This window comes from Anaerotignum lactatifermentans DSM 14214 (genome assembly GCF_900142265.1).
GTDB lineage: Bacteria > Bacillota > Clostridia > Lachnospirales > Anaerotignaceae > Anaerotignum > Anaerotignum lactatifermentans.
Window position 1 is genome coordinate 34,161 of sequence record NZ_FRAH01000008.1, and the last position, 18,186, is coordinate 52,346.

Genomic DNA, 18,186 nt, shown 5'->3' on the forward strand with positions numbered 1-18,186 from the left:
AGCAATGCCTCGTGGGACCCACCGAGGCCAAACCTGGGATTTTCGCTGGCGCGAAGATCCCAGGTTGCTTGTTGAGGGCGCTGCCCCCAAGCCCCCATAAACAGCTCCATTCTGGAGCTGGCTACGCGTTCCGATGGAACGCTTTTTCCATCGCCCAGGCGATGGATAGCACAGGACAGAACCCGCATTAAGAGCAAGCCGCCGGTGGGCGGTGCTTCGCACTCTTGACCCGGTTCCCGTCCTGCGCCGGTGAGCAGACAAGAGGGAAAGCCGCCGCAGGCTTTCCCTCCCGAAAAGCCCAAATTCATGAGCCGGTCATCGTCCCTGGCTCTGCTCCTGGGTGTGGTCTTTCTCTGTCTGCTTTTCTTCCTCATAGCCCATGATGCGGTCCACATTGGCTTTGACGGTCAGAAGCTCCTTCATCTCATCACGGGCCTTTCGGTAGCCGGAATAGGCTGCCTTTTTTTGTGCCATCAGCTCTGCATATTCCGTCTGCAAACTCTTTACGGTGGGGAGCTTTTTCATTCCCAGCTCATCAAATGCTTTCTTCGCGGTCTGGTGTAAAAGGATGTCCGCCTCATGCTCGGCGCGGAACTTCTTTGAATATCCGGCTTTGCGATATGCAACATAGACTTCCCGCGTTTTGGCGTAGTTAATGATATGGGTGCGGAGAACCGCAATCTCCGTCATTCGCTTTTCTGCCGCCTTGATCTGCGCGGACAATTCATTGTATCGGGCGGTGGCTGCTGCTGTCTTTTCAGCCAGCACTTTGTAATCAAGCAGTTTATGCTCGGAGAGATAATTCATGGTCTGCGCCATCTGCTTCAGATTGAAGCCGGTGGCCCATCGCTGATAACCGGCCCCCTTGCCAGCGCGGAGCTTTTCCTGAATATCGACCATCAGGCTCACTGTCCGTTTCGGTTCCGGGTGGAGCGTGGCCCTGGTGGGGGTATGTTCCTTTTCTCCGGCCAGAACCGCACGAAGCTCGGCTTCACTGTACCCTTTGCCCAGCTTCTTACTCATGCGGGCGGCATTGTCCCAGCCAGGAGCTTTGAGGCTGTACGACTGCCCACGGCGGGACACCTCGCAGCCCATCCCTTCCAGCAGCTTCAGCAGGGTATCGAAGTCGGCGGGCTTTTGCTCCAGGGCCTGGTCGATCATCACCCGTAGCGTCTCCCGCTGGGATTGTTTAGCCCGATCACCCAGCCACTTGTTGTAGCTCTTTCCATGCGGCTTCGGGTTCTCTACAATGGAATATCCGTTCTCAATGCAGATGGTATCATTGAGCCGCCGGACCGCGCGGGTGCTGCCCCAAAAGTTCCGAAACTTCCGCTGGTAGTCCAGAGCAGTGGCATCGAAAATGATGTGATTATGGATGTGTTTCTTGTCTATATGGGTGCAGACAATGAAGGCGTGTTTCCCCTTGGTGAAGCGCCGCGCCAGTTCACAGCCCAGCCGGTTTGCTTCTTCCGGCGTGATCTCACCAGGGACAAAGGATTGCCGGATATGATAGGCAATCACATCGTCCTCGCCCCGTACCCGGCCGGTGGCGGCGATATACTGCCGCTTATTGAAAAGGAACTCTGCATCCGCAATCCGGCTGTCGCATTGATAGCTGGTAATGAGCCTGCCGTTGTCTGTTTTCTGCGGATTTTGAACATAGTCGATGATGTCGCTGATGGCTGTCCCCACCGTCCGGCCTTTGCCGGTGTGCAGGGGCATGAGCCGCGTGGTTGCCATGAAAAACCCTCCTTCCATGATGAGGGCGGCCTGCATCTGCAGGCCACCCCTGTTGATAGTTTCTTATTCTGCCTTAACACAGTTTGCGGAGCTTATGGATCGCCGCAGCAATAGAACGGGACACGCTGGCTTTAGACAGTCCTTCGGCCTTGGCGATCTCTGTAATGGATTTTCCTTCGGCCAAATACATCCAGATCCGGCGGTACTGCCTGGCGGTCAGAAGGGCCTTCACCTTGGCCATGCGCTCCTGGCACAGAGCCTTCCGAGCGGCTTCGATTTCATCAGCCAGAACGGTTTTTTCTTTTCCCGTCTGGCGGGGCAGATTAAAACGATATTTATTTTTCTTATACCTCAATCAACCCTTTTGCATTTCCAGTAAATAACACACCATAAAAAAAGACCTGCCAAAGTAATAATTCCTTTGTTCCATAGCCAAATATTATTTTGATCTCCGGCAAATCGGATAAACAAGTAGACATATTCTAACCCCGGAAATCTTAACAGGCTTCGTGTCAATAAGATTATCAGCCATATAACCCCACAAACTAATGTTGCAATATGTTCTTGCCTACATATAATCCCTAACAAGGCGCACAGAGACGATAAAAAGAATGTTGGTGGGAAATACAGCACAATCAATTCCCATATTGGCATTTCGTATCGCATAACTGACGCGCCTGCCATGCTAAAAACCGCGAATAAACTGGATATTGCAAAAGCGATTATATAACGTAACAATACCCATTTGAAAAGAGATTTGCTTTGTGCGGCAATAATATCAAAATTACTGTCGGCTCTTGTCTTTCCCCATTCACCAACAACGATTGTAACAAAAAACGGAAATATCACTTCAAAGCTGACCGGGTAAAAATCCAGCAGATCTCCGGCTATGATAGAAAGAACAATCATAGCAACCGTAAAGGCCGCTGATACGATAAAGAAATTTATCCCGAAAATTTTTACTTCGCTTTCAATTCGCGCTTTCATTCTGACCTCCAAAACTTGTGTTTCAAAAACAGCAGACTGCCAAACACAAGACCGCTTCCTACAAGGAAAAATCCATTTGCAATAACGCTCCCCATATCAACAAACGGCCATCTCGGATGCACCCATATCAAACGGACTAAATCGCCGGAAGTAATCAAGTAAAATGGCATTGCCTCTGCCGAGCCTACATAGGTGGCATTAAACCCAAACAATATTGCAGCCAGAATATAGAATAAGCGAATGTCAATCATCCCCGGTAAGGCAATCGAGCAAAAGCTGACAAATAAACTCGTTGGAACTAAAGAAACAAAGATTGCTTTTATCAACGGGACAATACATTCAATCAGGGAAATTTCAAACGGAGCAGCAATAAAATAGACCATCGTGTTAAGCAAAAGAAAAATACACTGCATGGAGAAAACATATAGAAATCCGCCCAACAGCTTTCCCAACACATATTGCCATTTTCGTAAGGCCGATGACATCAGCAAAGATTTCATTCCTGTCTTAGTATCTATCGGAATACGTCCTGCCAATAAGAACATCAGACCAAACAATAAAACAAGGCTGTCAAGGCTCACGATCCGATAGACAAAATATGCTGGCTCATTCAAAAACTCCAACCGGGCTAAATTCCCAGCAAAGGGGAAATTGTCAAGTAAAGAAAGTGCCGTCGCTACGAGAAGTACACCCCATGTAACCAGGCGCTTGAACTGCATTTTATATTCATAATGGAGAACAGAAAACATTTTACGCATGGGCTTTCCCTCCCATACAATACACATAAGCATCTTCCAAAGTCGCCGTGACAGGTGTGGCCTGTAAGAAAAGTCCGCTTTCGTCCATAATTCTCGCAGTCAATCCTTGGCTCTCGTATGTCGTCGATAACACTACGGATTTCTTTTGAAGTTCGATAAGCTGGTTTTCATTTTCTAAATGTAGGATTTTCACCTTATCCTTTACCCGTTCTAATAGGGCGGCAGATGTACCTGCATAAAATAGATGCCCTTTCCGCAGAACAGCAAGTTCTTCACAAAGCTGGTGAATATCTTCGACAATATGTGTAGAAAGCAAAACGGTGCGGCCCTCGCTTGCATATCTTGACAATAGGCCGCGGAACCTCACCCGTTCTTCTGGATCAAGACCGGCTGTCGGTTCGTCAACAACAAGAATTTGAGGATTGCCAATTAGCGCCTGCGCAATGCCAACCCTCCGTTTCATGCCGCCGGAAAGCTGACCTATTTTGCGTTTGGAAAATTCCAACATTTCAACCTGCTCCAACACGTTGCTGACAGCTTTTTTGTTATGAATGCCTTTGAGTTCTGCCATGTAATTTACAAAGTCAAATACAGAAAGAGAGGGGTACATGGCAAGTTCCTGTGGCAAATACCCAATCCTTGCTCTGACCTCATTTCCCTGTTTCACGGTATCAAAACCGCAAATGCGGATTGTGCCTGCTGATGGGGTTAATACCGTAACCAATGCCTTCATCAGCGTAGTTTTTCCGGCACCATTGTGTCCCAACAGGCCAAAAACACCGCTGCCAACATGAAAGCTGATATCATCAAGGGCGGTAACGCCGTTCTTGTATTTTTTAGTAATGTGACTAATCTCAATGTTTGTATTCATACGCTCCTCCATTTAACTACATTCGTAGATTTATAGGCTTTAATGATACGGGTTACTCATTGTAACCCGCACCATATTCTGTACCAGTATGATAGGCCGGATAAGGATAGAAATGTTCTCTGCTGAATTGTACGGAAAAAGCAACCGTAAGTATCAGAGAAACAGCCAGTATAACCGTTATCATCCTGTCCCTAATCTTTGATGTTCTTGTGGTGATCCGTTTAATTCTGCGTTTTGCCAACACAAAACTGAGTGCGCCAATCCCTTTACCGGGTTTTGTAGCTTGAACCGTAGACAGTTCCAGCAGCCGGATAATAGCCGCAGCATATTCTGTTGCCGTGACTTTCCCCTGCGAAAATTTTAAGGCATTGCAATCGCAATCCGTTTCACAATGTAGTGAAAAATCTCCTTTAGCAATCCACGCAAAAGGGTTAAGCCAGTTTAATATGCAAACATAATCATAGATACGCTCCAAAAGAATATGTTTCCGCTTAATATGGGTCAACTCATGGATAAAAACAGCGGATAATTCGCCATCGGTCAGCTTTTCTATAACTGTTTTGCTCATGATAATTGCTGGGCGGATTGCGCCGGTAACGCAAATGGGGTTATCCAAAGTCCCCCAATATAGTGCAGGCACTTTTTTTAAGCCGACAATTTCCGCACATTGTAAGCAAAGAGCATTTAGACGCTCAGTGCTACATATCTGGTATCCTTTCAATGCCCGCTTTGCCATTATAGAGCGTATCGTATCATAGACGAAAAGAATACCGCACCCACACACCCATACCCAACAGGCAATATAAAATCCATTTAACCATTCCTGTGTTTCTGGTGATATGAGAAACACATCCGGTGAAAGGAATGGAACGCAAAAAAGGATCATACCGCAAAGCGGAAACCATAGCGGCAGCGTACAACGCAGAATGTGATTGATAAAAAGAGATAAAACACAAAATATACCGCCAATAGCAGATACAAAAATAATCGCATTGAAAATGTTACCGAGTATCTGCATCTGTTTTCTCCTGCTGCTCGATCAGGCTCTTTAGCTCATGCAATTCATCAGACGAAAGATTGCCGTTTTTGACAAATCCCATTACCATCTTAGACAGGGAACCATCATATACGCGGCTTAGAAAACTGCGGCTTTCCGCAAGCTGGCATTCACTTTCTGATACTGCTGGATAATATAAATATCCCTTTCCCTGGCGTTTTGTAGTCAATGCTCCTTTCTTTACCAAACGGGCAAGGTATGTTTGAATAGTCGTCTTGCTCCAACCTGTTTCTTTTAACCTGTCTAATATTTCGGGAAGTGTTTGTGGAGAATTACTCCAAACAATCTTCATCACTCGCCACTCTGACTCTGAAATTGAAAGTTGCTGTTCCATAAAGCGCCTCCTTTGATTGATACTGTGTAGTTTATTCTATTATAGCATTGAAACTACATAGTGTCAACCATTGCAGGGGCTTTCTTAAAATTTACAATAAGCAGGGGCTGCAAAACAGCCCCCACTTAAAACCTATTGATAAATCAGTTCTATCACTTTAATTCACCTCAACACAAAACGGCTTGCATCTGCAGGCCACCCCTGTTGATAGTTTCTTATTCTGCCTTAACGCAGTTTGCGGAGCTTATGGAGCGCCGCAGCAATAGAACGGGACACGCTGGCTTTAGACAGTCCTTCAGCCTTGGCGATCTCTGTAATGGATTTTCCTTCGGCCAAATACATCCAGATCCGGCGGTACTGCCTGGCGGTCAGAAGGGCCTTCACCTTGGCCATGCGCTCCTGGCACAGAGCCTTCCGAGCGGCGTCGATTTCATCAGCCAGAAGCTCACGGAAATATGTATCCTCCGCAGACTCCACCGCACCTGCCGCGCTTATGTTTTCATCCAGAGGAACCCCATTGTCATAGTAGCCGCGCCCCCGGCGTTCGGTTTCATAATAGTCCTCATCGGACCATTGTTTCCATCGGAGAAATTCTCCCTCACTGGAAAAGTCTGCGCGGGTGAGCCGGATGCGTCCATTCACACTTATGTAGATGATGCTATCTTTCTCGCGCTTATTCTGCGCGTATTCACTTTTCTTATTGAACATACTTGTCCTCCATTTCAATTCAGGGGTTAACGGGTGAATTGAAATGGGGACGGTGGAGAACGACACCCCACGGAAAACCGCAGGATGAGACAAAAAACGCCTGACTGGTCATACGCCAGCCAGACGCTATCTGGTGTGTTTTGCTGCTTACCTACACGGTATAGTTCATCTTCTTGGGTATATGTCCCCGCTACCGGGGACAGGCTTTTTTTGGCAGGTAAATTCCTGCCGGATTATGTCGAAGCTGTTCTCGCTTCACGGCGGCTCCCTCCTAAAGCCGCCGTGATCTTTAGCTTGTGGTCGTCATTCCTTTGAGGGACAAAAGAGCGGCGGCCTTGATTTGTTCAAAGCCGCCGCGATATATAATGATGGCATGGTGATTGCCTGCTGAACGACGGCTTTTTTTCTTTTGCCGTCGTCCGGCAGATTATAATTATTTTCTCTTTTTCTTAATCACATGAACGATCACAGCAATTACAATGATTGCGGCAACCACTCCGATCAGGGGGAGCCATGTGTCAACAATACTCTGGAACACAGCATCCCATTTGATATTTTCAGGCAACATAGTTACACCTCCATTTCTTTTTGCTCTGTAACCATCCGTTTACAGGATAGATAAGTTGCGATAAAGTAGCTCCCGTACACAATAAGGAAAAGGATAACAGTAAGCCACACATTCGTTGCAATATGGATGTTCATAAATTCTTCAACGATTTCCATTCCCTTTCCAATCAGCAGAATAGAGTAAAGCCCGGCTACTACCAAAGGAACGGTGAAAAATACACCCGTTTGCACGAAAAGGGTATGGTTAATTTGCTGCCGTTTTGCTCCTAATTTTTGAAGCAGGCCATAGCGGAAAATATTATCTGTCGTTTCCGTTAGCTGTTTAAGCGCGAGCAAAGCCGCACAAATTAGCAGGAAGATCAGTCCGACATAACAGCAAATAAATGTTACCAGTGCATTGATACCATAAAACATATCATACAGCATATTCTTTTCAGAATAACGGTAGCCGTGGGTTTCATCCAAACCGATGGGGATCATTTTCTGTAACACTTCATCGGGATTGGTTTCTTCTTTATATTGCACCAGCAGGGCATTTACATCTTTCGGCAGGGCTGTCACAACGCTGTCCGGCACGATTAAAGTCCCACGGTCATTGTTGCCAACAGAAGTCATGACATAAGTTTCTTGAAGGACTTCATCAGAGGCACGCTGCAAAGCAACTCCGCCAACTGACAATTCAGAATAAGTACGCAGGGCCTCTATCACATACTGATAAGTACCTTCATAGTTGCAGTTTAGCAGGTATTCCCCTTCATTTAGCGTAACTGGCCCTTTGCCCTGCATCGCTAAAGCCCGGTTAAAATCCGAGATAGAAATGACGGACACCCTGCTTTGGGGAACGGCTTCATCAATCGGCCACAAATTCAAATCCTGCCCGGCAAAGAGGTCTGCGTAAGTCATATCAGCATCATATACACTGATCTGCTCCATATTTTTTGCATAGTCCGACATCTGCACATCACAAGTAGCCAGATAATCGGTAATATCGCTGTCACCATCAATGGAAACATCAGAAATCACAGTCAGGTCATACGGTGTTGCGGCTTGGGATAACTTATTCATTGCCAATGCGGTACTCGCTCCAATGGAAACAGCACAGATTGTAATGGTCAACAGGCCGCAAACAACCGTCATTACAAAATAATTGGTACGGATTTTACTGCCAATCTGTCGTACCAGAAAAGTATTTAAGCCTTTCAGGTAAAATCCCTTATTGGAACGCATAAGCTGAATGAACACCGCTGCAAATGAGTAAAACAGCAAAATGGTTCCAACGACTAATGCAAGTCCGGCAATCTGGAAAGACATATTTTCTCTTGATGGCAATATACCGTTCTTGTAAAAAAGAACTCCGGCAATACCAATGCAGAGAATTGACAGCAGAAACATCAAAACAGGAAGTACACGATTTTCGCTTTTCAGTCGTTCATTCTTCCGACTGGCCGTCAACAGGTCGATCAGTTGAACGCTGGAAACAGACCAGACATTAAAAAGCATAACAAGGAAGAAAATCAACGCAAAGCAGATGATCGTCTGACGAAAAGCTCCCATCGAAAACGCAAGCTGGTATTTATCCAGTTCAATAGCAAATAATTTCAAGGCAATCAGTGAAACACCTTGTGAAAGTATAAATCCCAGAATCAAGCCAACCGCGAGAGCAATCACCCCAACACAGAATGTTTCGCCTGCAAAGATACGCGAAATCCGTCCCTTTTTCATGCCGAGCATCATATAGATACCCAACTCTTTCTTTCGTCTCTTTAAGAGAAACTGATTTGCATAGATAATCAAAAATGCTAGCACAATAGCAATTAACACAGAAAGAGCAGAAAGTAAAATGCCGAGCTGGTCGTACAACAAAGTCCGTGTCATTCCCATTTCCGAGAAAGCTGGTTGGTCGGAAATGGAGTTAAACGCATAGAACAGACTAACTGAGATCATCAGGGTAAGAAAGTAAATCAGATAGTCCCGAAGGTTCTTATGCACGTTTTTGAAAATCAGCTTAAAAGAGGTCATTTTGCTCACCTCCCAGCACAGACACCACTTCCAGTATCTGAGAAAAGAAATTCTTCCGGCTGTCAGAACCGCGGTTCAATTCATGGAAGATTTTCCCGTCCTTGATAAAAAGAATACGGCGGCAATAACTGGCAGAGAAAGCATCATGCGTAACCATAAGGATCGTTGCAGACAGACGTTCATTCAATTCTGTCAGCATCGTCAGAAGCATCCGTGAAGAATTGGAGTCTAATGCGCCGGTCGGTTCATCTGCCAGTACGATTGCTGGATTTGTAACCATTGCGCGGGCTGCCGCGACACGCTGTTGCTGACCTCCCGACATCTGGTAAGGATATTTTGACAGCACTTCGGAAATGTTCAGCGCCTCGGCAATCTGTTTTACGCGCTTCTGGATTTCCGCAGGTTTGACCCCTGCAATAGACAGCGCCAACGAAACATTTTCATAAGCTGTCAATGTGTCCAGCAGGTTAAAATCCTGAAATATAAATCCTAACTTTCGGCCACGGAAATCAGAGAGCCGTCCGCCATGCAGCGTCGTAATATCTTGTCCTTCTACAAAGATATGGCCGCTGGTTACAGTATCAATCGTAGAAATGCAGTTGAGCAGGGTGGTCTTGCCAGAGCCGGACGGCCCCATGATCCCTAAAAACTCTCCTTTATCAACCGTAAACGAGATATGATCCACAGCTTTTGTCAGGCTGCCTTTATTGCCGTAATATTTTTGGATGTCGTCTACCCGCAAGATTGCATCATTCATAGATTTCAGCTCCTTTCACAAAGAAATTCTCTCTTTGCATTTTTACAATATCACATCTATTTAGGATGTGCCATTAAGTTAGATTACATTTAGATTACCAGAATGTAAGGTTGGAAAAAGGCGGGTCATACGCCCGCCCCTTTCAGAAAACTTTCTGTTGGAAAATATAAAGTTACTGTTGTGCCATTCCCTTTCTCGCTGCTGATAGATATGTCCATATTCATCTTGCCGCACAACTTCTTGCAAAGATACAGACCTATCCCGGTAGATTTGGGAAAGCGGCGGCCATTCTCGCCGGTAAATCCTTTATCAAAGACACGGGACAGATCTGCTGTATCAATCCCAATCCCGTTGTCGTGGATTTTTAAGAGTACCCTGTTTTTCTCTGTATCAGATGTAAAGGTGAGGCAAAAATTATCCTGTCGGTATTTGATCGCATTAGATATGATCTGCCCGATCACAAAGGCACAACTCTTGCAATCCGCACAAACAGAAATGTCCAGTCCTTCCATTTGGATGCGCCCGCTGGCCTGAATGATTGGCTTGGAATAGGTTTTTAGGGATGCGCTGACAAGGGCTTTCAATGTAGTTTTCTCCACCTTGAAATCTTTTTCCACATCGCTGCTCCGGGCATAATATAGTACCAATTCCACAAAGGCATCAATTTTACGAAGCTCGTCATCTATCTTGAGTGTTGTGGGGTTCTTTTCATTTTCTACAATTAACCGGGCTGATGTAATAGGGGTTTTGATTTCATGCACCCATGTATCTAAAAAATCCCGGTAATCCCGGCTCTGTCCCTGCATTTCGGCAATTTTATCATTTTGATATTTCGTGTTCTGGCGCAGAATATCAGAAATAATTTGAGCGTCCAAAAAGGTGGGGCGCTCCGCAATTTCCATCAGGAGTGTTTTTTCGTCTAATTGTTCCAGCAGTCTAAGCAGCCTATTGTAATAGCTGCTTCTTCTATGAAAGTCCCAAATGAATGAAGCCGAAAAGAAAAGCAGAAAAATAATCTCTGCAAATGCAATAAACACCGAAGGGACTTCAATCAGCCACAGCAGCCCGAACAACAGACCTTCCGCAATAACAAAGCACACGATGGGAACAATACGGTCTGAAAGATAATCGGTCAATTTCATACGCTATACCCCATACCACGTTTCGTTTCAAGATAATCAGGTAGGCCAATCTCGGCCAGCTTCTTTCGTAACCGAACGACATTGACGTTGAGCGTGTTCTCGTCAATAAATTCCTCACTCTGCCAAAGCTCATCAATAATGGCATCTCTGGGAATGATATTTCCCTTGTTCAACATCAGCAGTCGCAGAATGCCAAGCTCATTTTTTGTCAGTTCTTTTTCGTTCCCATTATGGCTTATGGTTGCACGAAGCAAATTTAGCGTAAGACCCTTGTGGGTAAGCAAAGTGTTGGACTGCACTTCATACGTCCGGGCCAGTATTTTCTGAATACGAGCCAACAGCACTTGTCCGTTGTAGGGTTTGGAAACGAAGTCGTCAGCGCCAATGTTTAAGCCCATCAATTCATCGAAGTCCGTATTGCGGCTGGTTAGAATGATAATAGGCACATTGGATTTCTGGCGGATATAGCGGCAAACCTGAAATCCATCCTGGTAAGGAAGATTGATGTCCAACAAGATCAAATCAGCTTTTGAAGATAATGCTTTTTCTCCAATGTTCTGAAAATCATCAGAGATTTCACATTCATACCCATATTTTTGAAGCATCTGTATCAATTCTTCACGGATAGCTGCTTCATCTTCTACGATAAAAATTTTCATAAATATCACCTGCTTTTATTTAGTCCTTATGCCGGATCACGGGAACCTGTTTTACCTTTTTGCCCTCCGTCCGCCGTTCCAGAGCAAACACCATGTCGCTGGTGCGCTCAAAAAATCCAATGTCCTTTTTCCAGCTTATGCCGCATTTACAGTGCTGCAAGCCGATGAACTGCTGTTTCATTTTCCTGCCGCATACCGGGCAGACCTTGTTGCTGGCCCCCATGCCGCCACCGCCTTTCCATGTTCCGATTATACCATATCCAGGCGGTGTGTTCACCTATAAACGCGGTCCTGGATTGCATACCGTAGGCCCTGGACCTTTCCAAGCAGCCAGGCCGCTACAGTCGGCAGTCCCATCGGGCTGATAAGAAAGGCAATCACCAGCAGGATGATGCCGTTTTGCAGGGAGTAGGTCACAAGCACAGCCACCCCTAAAAGGGCCACCACCAAAGCGGCCAGCCCAAGGACCATGCCGGTGCAGTACAAAAGAATGGTACAAATCCAGACGAACAGGGTCAGGGCGACCACCAGGGGTGCGGCCAAAATCTTCAAAATCAATCTCATCACAGTCCCTCCTTCATACATTCCTCATACATCGCCTGCCGCTTCTTTTGGATTTCCCGCATTTCCTGCTCGGTGGGGTCCCGGTCCTCATCGGTGACAACATATTCCAGGTAATTCACATAGGCATCTAACAGGGCATCCCGCAGGTCCTCCGGGGTCTTGCAGAACTCGGCGCTGAACCATTCCTCCCGGCGGTTGTTCCAGGCCAGCAGCGTATAGCCCCGGCTGGTCTTTACCACCTCATAGTCAGGGTCGGCATCCAGATACGGGCCGAACACCTTCAGCACTTTTTCGTGTGTCAGCATATCGCAATCAGCTCCTTTACCTCGTGCGCTGTTTTCGTTTCTGATTTCAGCATAGCGGCCCCAGCTTCTTTTTGCAAGGATGCGGCCAAAAAAGAAAGCGGGGCGGCAAGCCAAAGTTCTGGCCGCCGCCCCGCACCCTTATTTCAGGGCCGCCAATGCCGAGAGGATATGCTCCGCCGCCTCCCACAGCTTTTCCTGTCCCTGCCGCAGATCTTCCAGGTCGGCATCATAGATGCGCCCCGTCTCATGGACGCGCCGGGTGAGCTGGTTTAGGTTGTTGCTGCTCCGGCGCAGCAGAGATACCATCTCCTGAAGCTCCGGCAATTCCAGACGGACCACATACCCATCCAGGGCCATCTTCCGCAGATAGGCCGCCATGTTCTGTGTGCCGAGCTGGGCCATCTTTGCCTCGATCAGATCCCTTTCCTCCGGCGTGACGCGGAATTTCAGTTGGATTTCCCGTTCCCGGTTCGCCATATCAACGCTCCGCCTCTTTCTTCCTGGCCGGGGCAGAGCGCCGGGGAGCCGCCGGAGCCTTTTGCAGCATCTCCCGGACAGAGGGCTTTTCCCGTTCCCCGGCAAGCTGCCGTACCTGCTTCAGAAACAGGTCGGTCAGGCCGGGGTTGCAGCGGTCCACCACCAGATACTCGCTGTGCCGGTCCTGGGGACTGCCTTCCGGCAGGGGCATCGTGCTGGCCCATGCCTTATTGTCGCGGGAGATGCGCCCATCCCATTCCTTATGCCGGACCGTGTTGGCCAGCACATACTGTACCCGGTCCGCCCCGAACTGTTCTAATACATCGTTCACAGCGGCTTCGGCATCCAGCCGGTTATTGCTGTAATGGCGGCCGATTGCCTGTTCGATGGCCTCCTTGCAGGCATGGCTTGCCTGAAACGAGGCGTTGTATTGTGCCATCTCCCCATGCTCGGACGCATACGCCGCCGAATGAGGATAGAGGGGCGTATTTTTCAGTGTTTCCTGGGCCTGATACAGCTCGTTTGCCCTGGTTTCGATGGTGTCCCGTATCACATCCATGTAGCTGGTTTCCAGCTTCTCAAAGTCCTTGTAAACATCGGCCAGCGGCGCGGGCGAAGCCAGAAGCGCCTTTGCCTGGGCCTCGGTCAGCTCCAATTCCTCCATGCACATCACGATGTCCTCCCGGACAGTGTACTCGTAGGCATGGTTCAGGACCTCCGCCGCAGGCTGGCCTTTCAGCCAGTCGCGGTACTTGTCCTGTTCAGCAGCCATCTTTTCATAAAGGGCTGTCAGCATTTCTTCCTGTGTCATGGTTATCGCACCTCCTCATGGGTTTTGGATTTTTTGTCTGCCGCTCTCGGCGGCATGGGACGGCGAAGCCCCTCCAGGACGGAGGGGCGTGTACTTTTGGCAACAATGGTTTCCTGCTGGCCGGGGGCCTTGCTGTCGATGTTGAGCAGCGTGTCCAGCTCCGTCAACCGGGCCGATTTCTCCCGCAGCTCATCCTCATAGGGGAAGGGCCTGCCGACTTCTTCCTTTGCGGCGGCCTGCTGCTGGTAGAGGTTATCAAGCTGGGCTTTCACGCTTTCCAACCGCTGGGGCATCTGCGCCAGGGCATTGTCAATGCGAGTCAGGTTGCCGCGCGGGTCTACGCCAAGAGTGGCCTGATGGGTCATCTGGCCTTTCAGTTGCAGGGTGTATTCCTGGCGGAAGGCATCAAAGGACACCGACATGGCGAAGCCCCGGTAACTTCCCACCTGGACCGGCTCGGCGTTTTTCACTTCTTTGCAGGCATCCAACAGGGCGGCACCGGCGTTCTCCTTGTCGGTGAGGGTATCGCCCCGCACCTCCATCCCAGCAAAGCTGTCCGCCGGGTGGGGATGGGCAGCCAGCATTTCCATATCTGCCTCAAGCCCCTTGATGAAGCCTTTGTGCTTTTCGATCTGCTCCGGGAAGTATTTCAGCAGGTTATCCTCCATCTGGTACTGCTTGCTCTGGTGGTCGGCCTTCATCAGCTTCAGACGGGACACATCCACATCCAGGTCCATACGCTCCTTGATGCGGGGGTCCCCGGCGCACAGGGCCTTGATCTCGGCAAAGGAGAGTGCCGTTTCATCCACATCATCACAGCTTCGCACCGGCGATTTCGAGGACATGATCTGGCTAATGAATTTCTGCTTGTTCTCCACCGTCTGCCAGAGGTATGCGTCAAAGGTCCCCTCAGTCACATAGCGGAATACATGGACCTTTTCATTCTGGTTGCCCTGGCGCTCAATGCGGCCCTTCCGCTGGGCCAGGTCGCCGGGCCGCCAGGGGCAGTCCAGGTCATGCAGCGCCACAAGGCGGTCCTGCACATTGGTCCCAGCCCCCATCTTTTGGGTACTGCCGAGCAAAACGCGCACCTGGCCGGTACGGACTTTAGAGAACAGCTCCTTTTTCCGCACTTCAGTATTGGCCTCATGAATAAACGCAATCTGTTCGGCGGGCATCCCCTGGGCGATGAGTTTCCGCCGGATGTCCTCATACACCGTAAAGGCCGGTTCAGGCTCCGGCAGCGGCACCGCATCTTCCAGGGCGTGCAGGGTCGGATTGTCCAGCGCCTTCGCCACTTTTCTTGCGGGGCTTGCCTGGGGCGTGGAAATATCGCAGAATACGAGCTGGGTCAGCTTATCCGCCTGCCCATCCCGCCAGATCTGCATGATATTGTCCACGCACTGATTGACTTTGGTTCCCGGCTCATCCGGCAGCAGCGGATTGATGATCCGCTGGTCCAGCCCCAGCTTGCGGCCATCGCTGGTAATCTTGAGCATATTGTCCTGCCTGGGGTCGATGCTCCCGCCGTGTACCTTGGCCGCCCGCTCGGAAAGGGCCTTTACCATCTCCTTCTGGTGTTCGGTGGGCTGGGCCACGATGTTGTGATATTCTACCTCCGGGGTGGGAAGATGGAGCTGGTCGGCGGTCTTGATGTCCGCGATCTCTTTGAACAGGTTCATCAGCTCCGGCAGGTTGAAGAACTTGGAAAAGCGGGTCCTGGCCCGATAGCCGGTCCCTTCCGGGGCAAGCTCCAAAGCGGTCACTGTCTCCCCGAAGCGGCTGGCCCAGCAGTCAAAGTGCGCCATGCCCAGCTCCTGAAGCCGGTCATATTGGAGATACCGCTGCATGGTGTAAAGCTCTGTCATAGAGTTGCTGACAGGGGTGCCGGTGGCAAAGACCACACCGCGCCCGCCTGTGATTTCATCCATGTACCGGCACTTGGCAAACATATCGCTGGATTTCTGCGCGTCCGTAGTGGAAAGGCCCGCCACATTCCGCATTTTTGTATAGAGGAACAATGGTGATAGGTAATCCTTTGAAGCAATCTCCGGATTTTCCCCCACCTCACGCCGGGCGTGCACCTTTCAGCGCACCCGGCCTACCATCAAACTGATTTACTTTCTTCCTTCAGATTTCAATACCACTGCATCCTCACGGGTACAGCGTACTCACAAATTTCACGATTTGAGTTTTTCTCGGTATTTCATAATTTTGCGCACCGCCTTTGCGTCTAGCTCAGGCGGTATTGGGCTGTTATGAACCATGCGGTGGCACGATTCGCAAAGCCATGCCAGATTGGTAACTTTATTGATTCTTTCGATTGGAAGCTGGTTGTCGATGTGGTGACAGTGTTTTGGAACTGTTATGGAAAATGGTTTTCCACAGCATTTGCACTTTCCCTTATCCCGGTTATAGGCATATTCCCGATTCATGAAGTATTCAAAGTTTGCTTTCCAGCCCTTTCCGTCTGCATAGCAGGCAAGGGCAATGTCCTCCGGGGTGTTAATGGACGACCGGTCACAGGGCAGCGGTTTGTGCTTGTTTCGGTAATTGACGTACCGCCTGCGACCTTCTGCCGTATAAGGCGTCATCTTCTGGTCAAACGGTTTGCTCTCATACCGGCTGTGCGTAATAAACGCATAGGTGATTCCAAACCATTTTCCCTCAATGGGAATTGCGAAGGTTTTGCTTTCATATCCTTCGTGCCTGTGTGGAAGATTGCAGAGTGTTTTCAGCGGAACCTGCATCTGGTTATACTGTTTCGGGAACAGCTTTTTCCAAACGGCCAGCGCCGCATTGTTTACCCTGCGGTCGATTGCATGATAGGCGTGTGAACAGATGGATGGCTGGTAATATTGCGCCAGCCCCAGAATGATGGAATTCACATACTGTATCTGGGCGGCCTGTGTGTTTGGTTTGGAATACAGTTCAATACGGTGTACCTGTTCCAGCAGACTGCCAATCTTTTTGGACAGCCGTTCCATATCCGGCAATGGTTTTCCCACCAGATGTTCCGTCCACGTTGCAGGGTTCGGTGTTTTGCGCTTTCGCTCCGCCTTGACGATGTAACCGAGGAAATGTATCCCCCCTTTCCGCAAATCGGTTACATAGGTCTTTTCCTGCGACAGTTCCAGTTTCAGTTTTTGCCTAAAGTATTTTGTCAGCTCACGCTTCATACGGAACGCTTCCTTTTCCGTAGAAGTCAGCACCACCCAGTCATCTGCATAACGGAAGTTATACTTTGGCGTGGTTCCTGCCCATTTCAGCCTGCGTGTATCGTTGCATTTGTGCTTGCATTTGCGATGCGGCTCCATATAGGTCCGCCCCACATACCAGTCAAAATCGTTCAGATAGATGTTCGACAGCAGAGGGGAAAGGATTCCTCCCTGCGGTGTGCCTGTTGCCGTTTGATGGTACAAATCCCGTTCAATATACCCGGCTTTCAGCATTTGGCTGATGATTTTCAGCACCCGTTTATCATGGATGCCCATTCGCCATACTTTTTGAAGCAGTATCCGATGGCTGATGTTGTCAAAACACCCTTGAATGTCACCTTCCACTGCCCACACAGCCTGGTCGGGGGATTTACACCCGGCGTTGATTACATTGACAATATCCCGGATTGCGTGCTTTTGCGCCCGGTAAGGGCGGAAGCCATAGCTATGCGGATAAAATCTCGCCTCGCATATCGGCTCTATGATTAGCCGCACACATTCCTGCATGATTCTGTCCAGTACCGTAGGGATTCCCAGCGGCCGCATTTTGCCGTTGCTTTTTGGAATATATTCACGGCGGGCTGGTTTGGGCTGATATTTGCGAAAACACGATTGAATCAATAAAATCAGTTCATCTTTTGGCATTTGCAGATAGTTGTCCATCTTCATCTTGTCCACTCCGGCAGTTTTACTGCCCTTGTTGGACTTGATGTTATGGATGGCGGTAACAATGGTGACTTCGTGCGCCATTGCTTCCACCAGTCCGGTGAACGAAACGCCTTGCCTGGATTTCTCATAGAGCATATCCTGAATGGCTTTTAGTTCCGTTTCCGTTGAAAATCTGACGTTCAAATGCACAAGGCTTTCACCTCGCAGTTCGTCACCCATCTTTCAGGGAGTTATTAGATTTTCGCTTTGTGAAATTTGTAAATCAGTTTGACTCGTACCCTTCGCCGTGGAGCATTTCAGCCCCGTGTAGCTGGCTTTCCCAGCCTCAGACTACTATGGTACGGCTGACCCCCTGCAATGTTCATCGTGCTGCAACACTCCGATTGCAGATTCTCAAACGTTCCCAAATCTCTATCCTTGTGGTCGCTCTTTACATTGACCGCTGAAGCCCTTAGGCCGCTACCTTACACCGGGAAAATCCAACCGTGCTTTGAATCACAGTTTTTGCACGGTTCCAGACGGATATTTCATTCCGTCGGGCAT

At 48.8% G+C, this 18,186-nt stretch carries 19 protein-coding genes and 1 pseudogene; all 20 read right to left on the reverse strand.

Annotation, left to right across the window (positions count from 1 at the left end):
• Nucleotides 1–315 precede the first annotated feature (315 nt).
• Nucleotides 316–1,740, reverse strand: coding sequence for a relaxase/mobilization nuclease domain-containing protein (locus tag BUB35_RS03675; protein ID WP_072849342.1), 1,425 nt, complete (start codon nucleotides 1,738–1,740; stop codon nucleotides 316–318).
• A gap of 73 nt (nucleotides 1,741–1,813) precedes the next feature.
• Nucleotides 1,814–2,095, reverse strand: coding sequence for a helix-turn-helix domain-containing protein (locus BUB35_RS03680; RefSeq protein WP_072849242.1), 282 nt, complete (start codon nucleotides 2,093–2,095; stop codon nucleotides 1,814–1,816).
• Entirely contained in the window at nucleotides 2,092–2,727 is a 636-nt protein-coding gene (locus BUB35_RS03685) for a hypothetical protein (RefSeq protein ID WP_072849246.1), read from the reverse strand. The genes BUB35_RS03680 and BUB35_RS03685 overlap by 4 nt, the downstream gene beginning before the upstream one ends.
• Entirely contained in the window at nucleotides 2,724–3,485 is a 762-nt protein-coding gene (locus BUB35_RS03690) for a hypothetical protein (protein WP_072849248.1), read from the reverse strand. The genes BUB35_RS03685 and BUB35_RS03690 overlap by 4 nt, the downstream gene beginning before the upstream one ends.
• Entirely contained in the window at nucleotides 3,478–4,356 is an 879-nt protein-coding gene (locus BUB35_RS03695) for an ABC transporter ATP-binding protein (protein ID WP_072849251.1), read from the reverse strand. The genes BUB35_RS03690 and BUB35_RS03695 overlap by 8 nt, the downstream gene beginning before the upstream one ends.
• A gap of 52 nt (nucleotides 4,357–4,408) precedes the next feature.
• Nucleotides 4,409–5,374: a M56 family metallopeptidase gene (locus tag BUB35_RS03700; RefSeq protein WP_072849254.1), complete on the reverse strand. Its 966-nt coding sequence runs from the start codon at nucleotides 5,372–5,374 to the stop codon at nucleotides 4,409–4,411.
• A complete protein-coding gene (locus BUB35_RS03705) occupies nucleotides 5,358–5,747 on the reverse strand; it encodes a BlaI/MecI/CopY family transcriptional regulator (RefSeq protein ID WP_072849258.1) in 390 nt (129 codons plus the stop codon). The genes BUB35_RS03700 and BUB35_RS03705 overlap by 17 nt, the downstream gene beginning before the upstream one ends.
• A 225-nt stretch (nucleotides 5,748–5,972) precedes the next feature.
• Nucleotides 5,973–6,455 carry a hypothetical protein gene (locus BUB35_RS03710; protein ID WP_072849263.1) on the reverse strand — a complete coding sequence of 161 codons (483 nt, stop codon included), beginning with the start codon at nucleotides 6,453–6,455 and terminating at the stop codon, nucleotides 5,973–5,975.
• A gap of 433 nt (nucleotides 6,456–6,888) precedes the next feature.
• Nucleotides 6,889–7,023, reverse strand: a complete 135-nt coding sequence (locus tag BUB35_RS19770; protein ID WP_276326378.1) for a hypothetical protein — start codon at nucleotides 7,021–7,023, stop codon at nucleotides 6,889–6,891.
• Between the two features lie 2 nt (nucleotides 7,024–7,025).
• Nucleotides 7,026–9,041, reverse strand: coding sequence for an ABC transporter permease (locus tag BUB35_RS03715; protein WP_072849268.1), 2,016 nt, complete (start codon nucleotides 9,039–9,041; stop codon nucleotides 7,026–7,028).
• Nucleotides 9,028–9,798: an ABC transporter ATP-binding protein gene (locus BUB35_RS03720; protein WP_072849273.1), complete on the reverse strand. Its 771-nt coding sequence runs from the start codon at nucleotides 9,796–9,798 to the stop codon at nucleotides 9,028–9,030. The genes BUB35_RS03715 and BUB35_RS03720 overlap by 14 nt, the downstream gene beginning before the upstream one ends.
• A gap of 125 nt (nucleotides 9,799–9,923) precedes the next feature.
• The gene (locus tag BUB35_RS03725; protein ID WP_072849277.1) at nucleotides 9,924–10,940 is read right to left on the reverse strand and encodes a sensor histidine kinase; all 1,017 of its coding nucleotides are present in this window, start codon (nucleotides 10,938–10,940) and stop codon (nucleotides 9,924–9,926) included.
• Nucleotides 10,937–11,599, reverse strand: coding sequence for a response regulator transcription factor (locus BUB35_RS03730; protein WP_072849282.1), 663 nt, complete (start codon nucleotides 11,597–11,599; stop codon nucleotides 10,937–10,939). Before BUB35_RS03730 ends, BUB35_RS03725 begins: the two co-directional genes overlap by 4 nt.
• Before the next feature lie 19 nt (nucleotides 11,600–11,618).
• On the reverse strand, nucleotides 11,619–11,822 hold the full coding sequence (locus tag BUB35_RS03735; protein ID WP_072849286.1) for a hypothetical protein: 204 nt from the start codon (nucleotides 11,820–11,822) through the stop codon (nucleotides 11,619–11,621).
• A 50-nt stretch (nucleotides 11,823–11,872) separates the two neighbouring features.
• Nucleotides 11,873–12,163, reverse strand: coding sequence for a CD1845 family protein (locus BUB35_RS03740; RefSeq protein ID WP_096348612.1), 291 nt, complete (start codon nucleotides 12,161–12,163; stop codon nucleotides 11,873–11,875).
• The gene (locus BUB35_RS03745) at nucleotides 12,163–12,468 is read right to left on the reverse strand and encodes a hypothetical protein (RefSeq protein ID WP_072849344.1); all 306 of its coding nucleotides are present in this window, start codon (nucleotides 12,466–12,468) and stop codon (nucleotides 12,163–12,165) included. The genes BUB35_RS03740 and BUB35_RS03745 overlap by 1 nt, the downstream gene beginning before the upstream one ends.
• Nucleotides 12,469–12,606: 138 nt before the next feature.
• A complete protein-coding gene (locus BUB35_RS03750) occupies nucleotides 12,607–12,945 on the reverse strand; it encodes a plasmid mobilization protein (protein ID WP_072849293.1) in 339 nt (112 codons plus the stop codon).
• Nucleotide 12,946: 1 nt separating this feature from the next.
• Nucleotides 12,947–13,756, reverse strand: coding sequence for a DUF3848 domain-containing protein (locus BUB35_RS03755; protein WP_072849297.1), 810 nt, complete (start codon nucleotides 13,754–13,756; stop codon nucleotides 12,947–12,949).
• A gap of 2 nt (nucleotides 13,757–13,758) precedes the next feature.
• Nucleotides 13,759–15,777: pseudogene (locus BUB35_RS03760) on the reverse strand (helicase-related protein); the annotation flags it as partial.
• A 159-nt stretch (nucleotides 15,778–15,936) separates the two neighbouring features.
• Nucleotides 15,937–17,832, reverse strand: a complete 1,896-nt coding sequence (ltrA, locus tag BUB35_RS03765) for a group II intron reverse transcriptase/maturase (RefSeq protein WP_072849300.1) — start codon at nucleotides 17,830–17,832, stop codon at nucleotides 15,937–15,939.
• Nucleotides 17,833–18,186: the final 354 nt, after the last annotated feature.

Excerpts from the sequence above, each read along its gene's own strand:
- BUB35_RS03675 (WP_072849342.1), bottom strand. The coding sequence starts at position 1,740 with ATGGCAACCACGCGGCTCATGCCCCTGCACACCGGCAAAGGCCGGACG.
- BUB35_RS03685 (WP_072849246.1), bottom strand. The coding sequence starts at position 2,727 with ATGAAAGCGCGAATTGAAAGCGAAGTAAAAATTTTCGGGATAAATTTC.
- BUB35_RS03690 (WP_072849248.1), bottom strand. The coding sequence starts at position 3,485 with ATGCGTAAAATGTTTTCTGTTCTCCATTATGAATATAAAATGCAGTTC.
- BUB35_RS03695 (WP_072849251.1), bottom strand. The coding sequence starts at position 4,356 with ATGAATACAAACATTGAGATTAGTCACATTACTAAAAAATACAAGAAC.
- BUB35_RS03700 (WP_072849254.1), bottom strand. The coding sequence starts at position 5,374 with ATGCAGATACTCGGTAACATTTTCAATGCGATTATTTTTGTATCTGCT.
- BUB35_RS03705 (WP_072849258.1), bottom strand. The coding sequence starts at position 5,747 with ATGGAACAGCAACTTTCAATTTCAGAGTCAGAGTGGCGAGTGATGAAG.
- BUB35_RS03710 (WP_072849263.1), bottom strand. The coding sequence starts at position 6,455 with ATGTTCAATAAGAAAAGTGAATACGCGCAGAATAAGCGCGAGAAAGAT.
- BUB35_RS19770 (WP_276326378.1), bottom strand. The coding sequence starts at position 7,023 with ATGTTGCCTGAAAATATCAAATGGGATGCTGTGTTCCAGAGTATTGTT.
- BUB35_RS03715 (WP_072849268.1), bottom strand. The coding sequence starts at position 9,041 with ATGACCTCTTTTAAGCTGATTTTCAAAAACGTGCATAAGAACCTTCGG.
- BUB35_RS03720 (WP_072849273.1), bottom strand. The coding sequence starts at position 9,798 with ATGAATGATGCAATCTTGCGGGTAGACGACATCCAAAAATATTACGGC.
- BUB35_RS03725 (WP_072849277.1), bottom strand. The coding sequence starts at position 10,940 with ATGAAATTGACCGATTATCTTTCAGACCGTATTGTTCCCATCGTGTGC.
- BUB35_RS03730 (WP_072849282.1), bottom strand. The coding sequence starts at position 11,599 with ATGAAAATTTTTATCGTAGAAGATGAAGCAGCTATCCGTGAAGAATTG.
- BUB35_RS03735 (WP_072849286.1), bottom strand. The coding sequence starts at position 11,822 with ATGGGGGCCAGCAACAAGGTCTGCCCGGTATGCGGCAGGAAAATGAAA.
- BUB35_RS03740 (WP_096348612.1), bottom strand. The coding sequence starts at position 12,163 with ATGAGATTGATTTTGAAGATTTTGGCCGCACCCCTGGTGGTCGCCCTG.
- BUB35_RS03745 (WP_072849344.1), bottom strand. The coding sequence starts at position 12,468 with ATGCTGACACACGAAAAAGTGCTGAAGGTGTTCGGCCCGTATCTGGAT.
- BUB35_RS03750 (WP_072849293.1), bottom strand. The coding sequence starts at position 12,945 with ATGGCGAACCGGGAACGGGAAATCCAACTGAAATTCCGCGTCACGCCG.
- BUB35_RS03755 (WP_072849297.1), bottom strand. The coding sequence starts at position 13,756 with ATGACACAGGAAGAAATGCTGACAGCCCTTTATGAAAAGATGGCTGCT.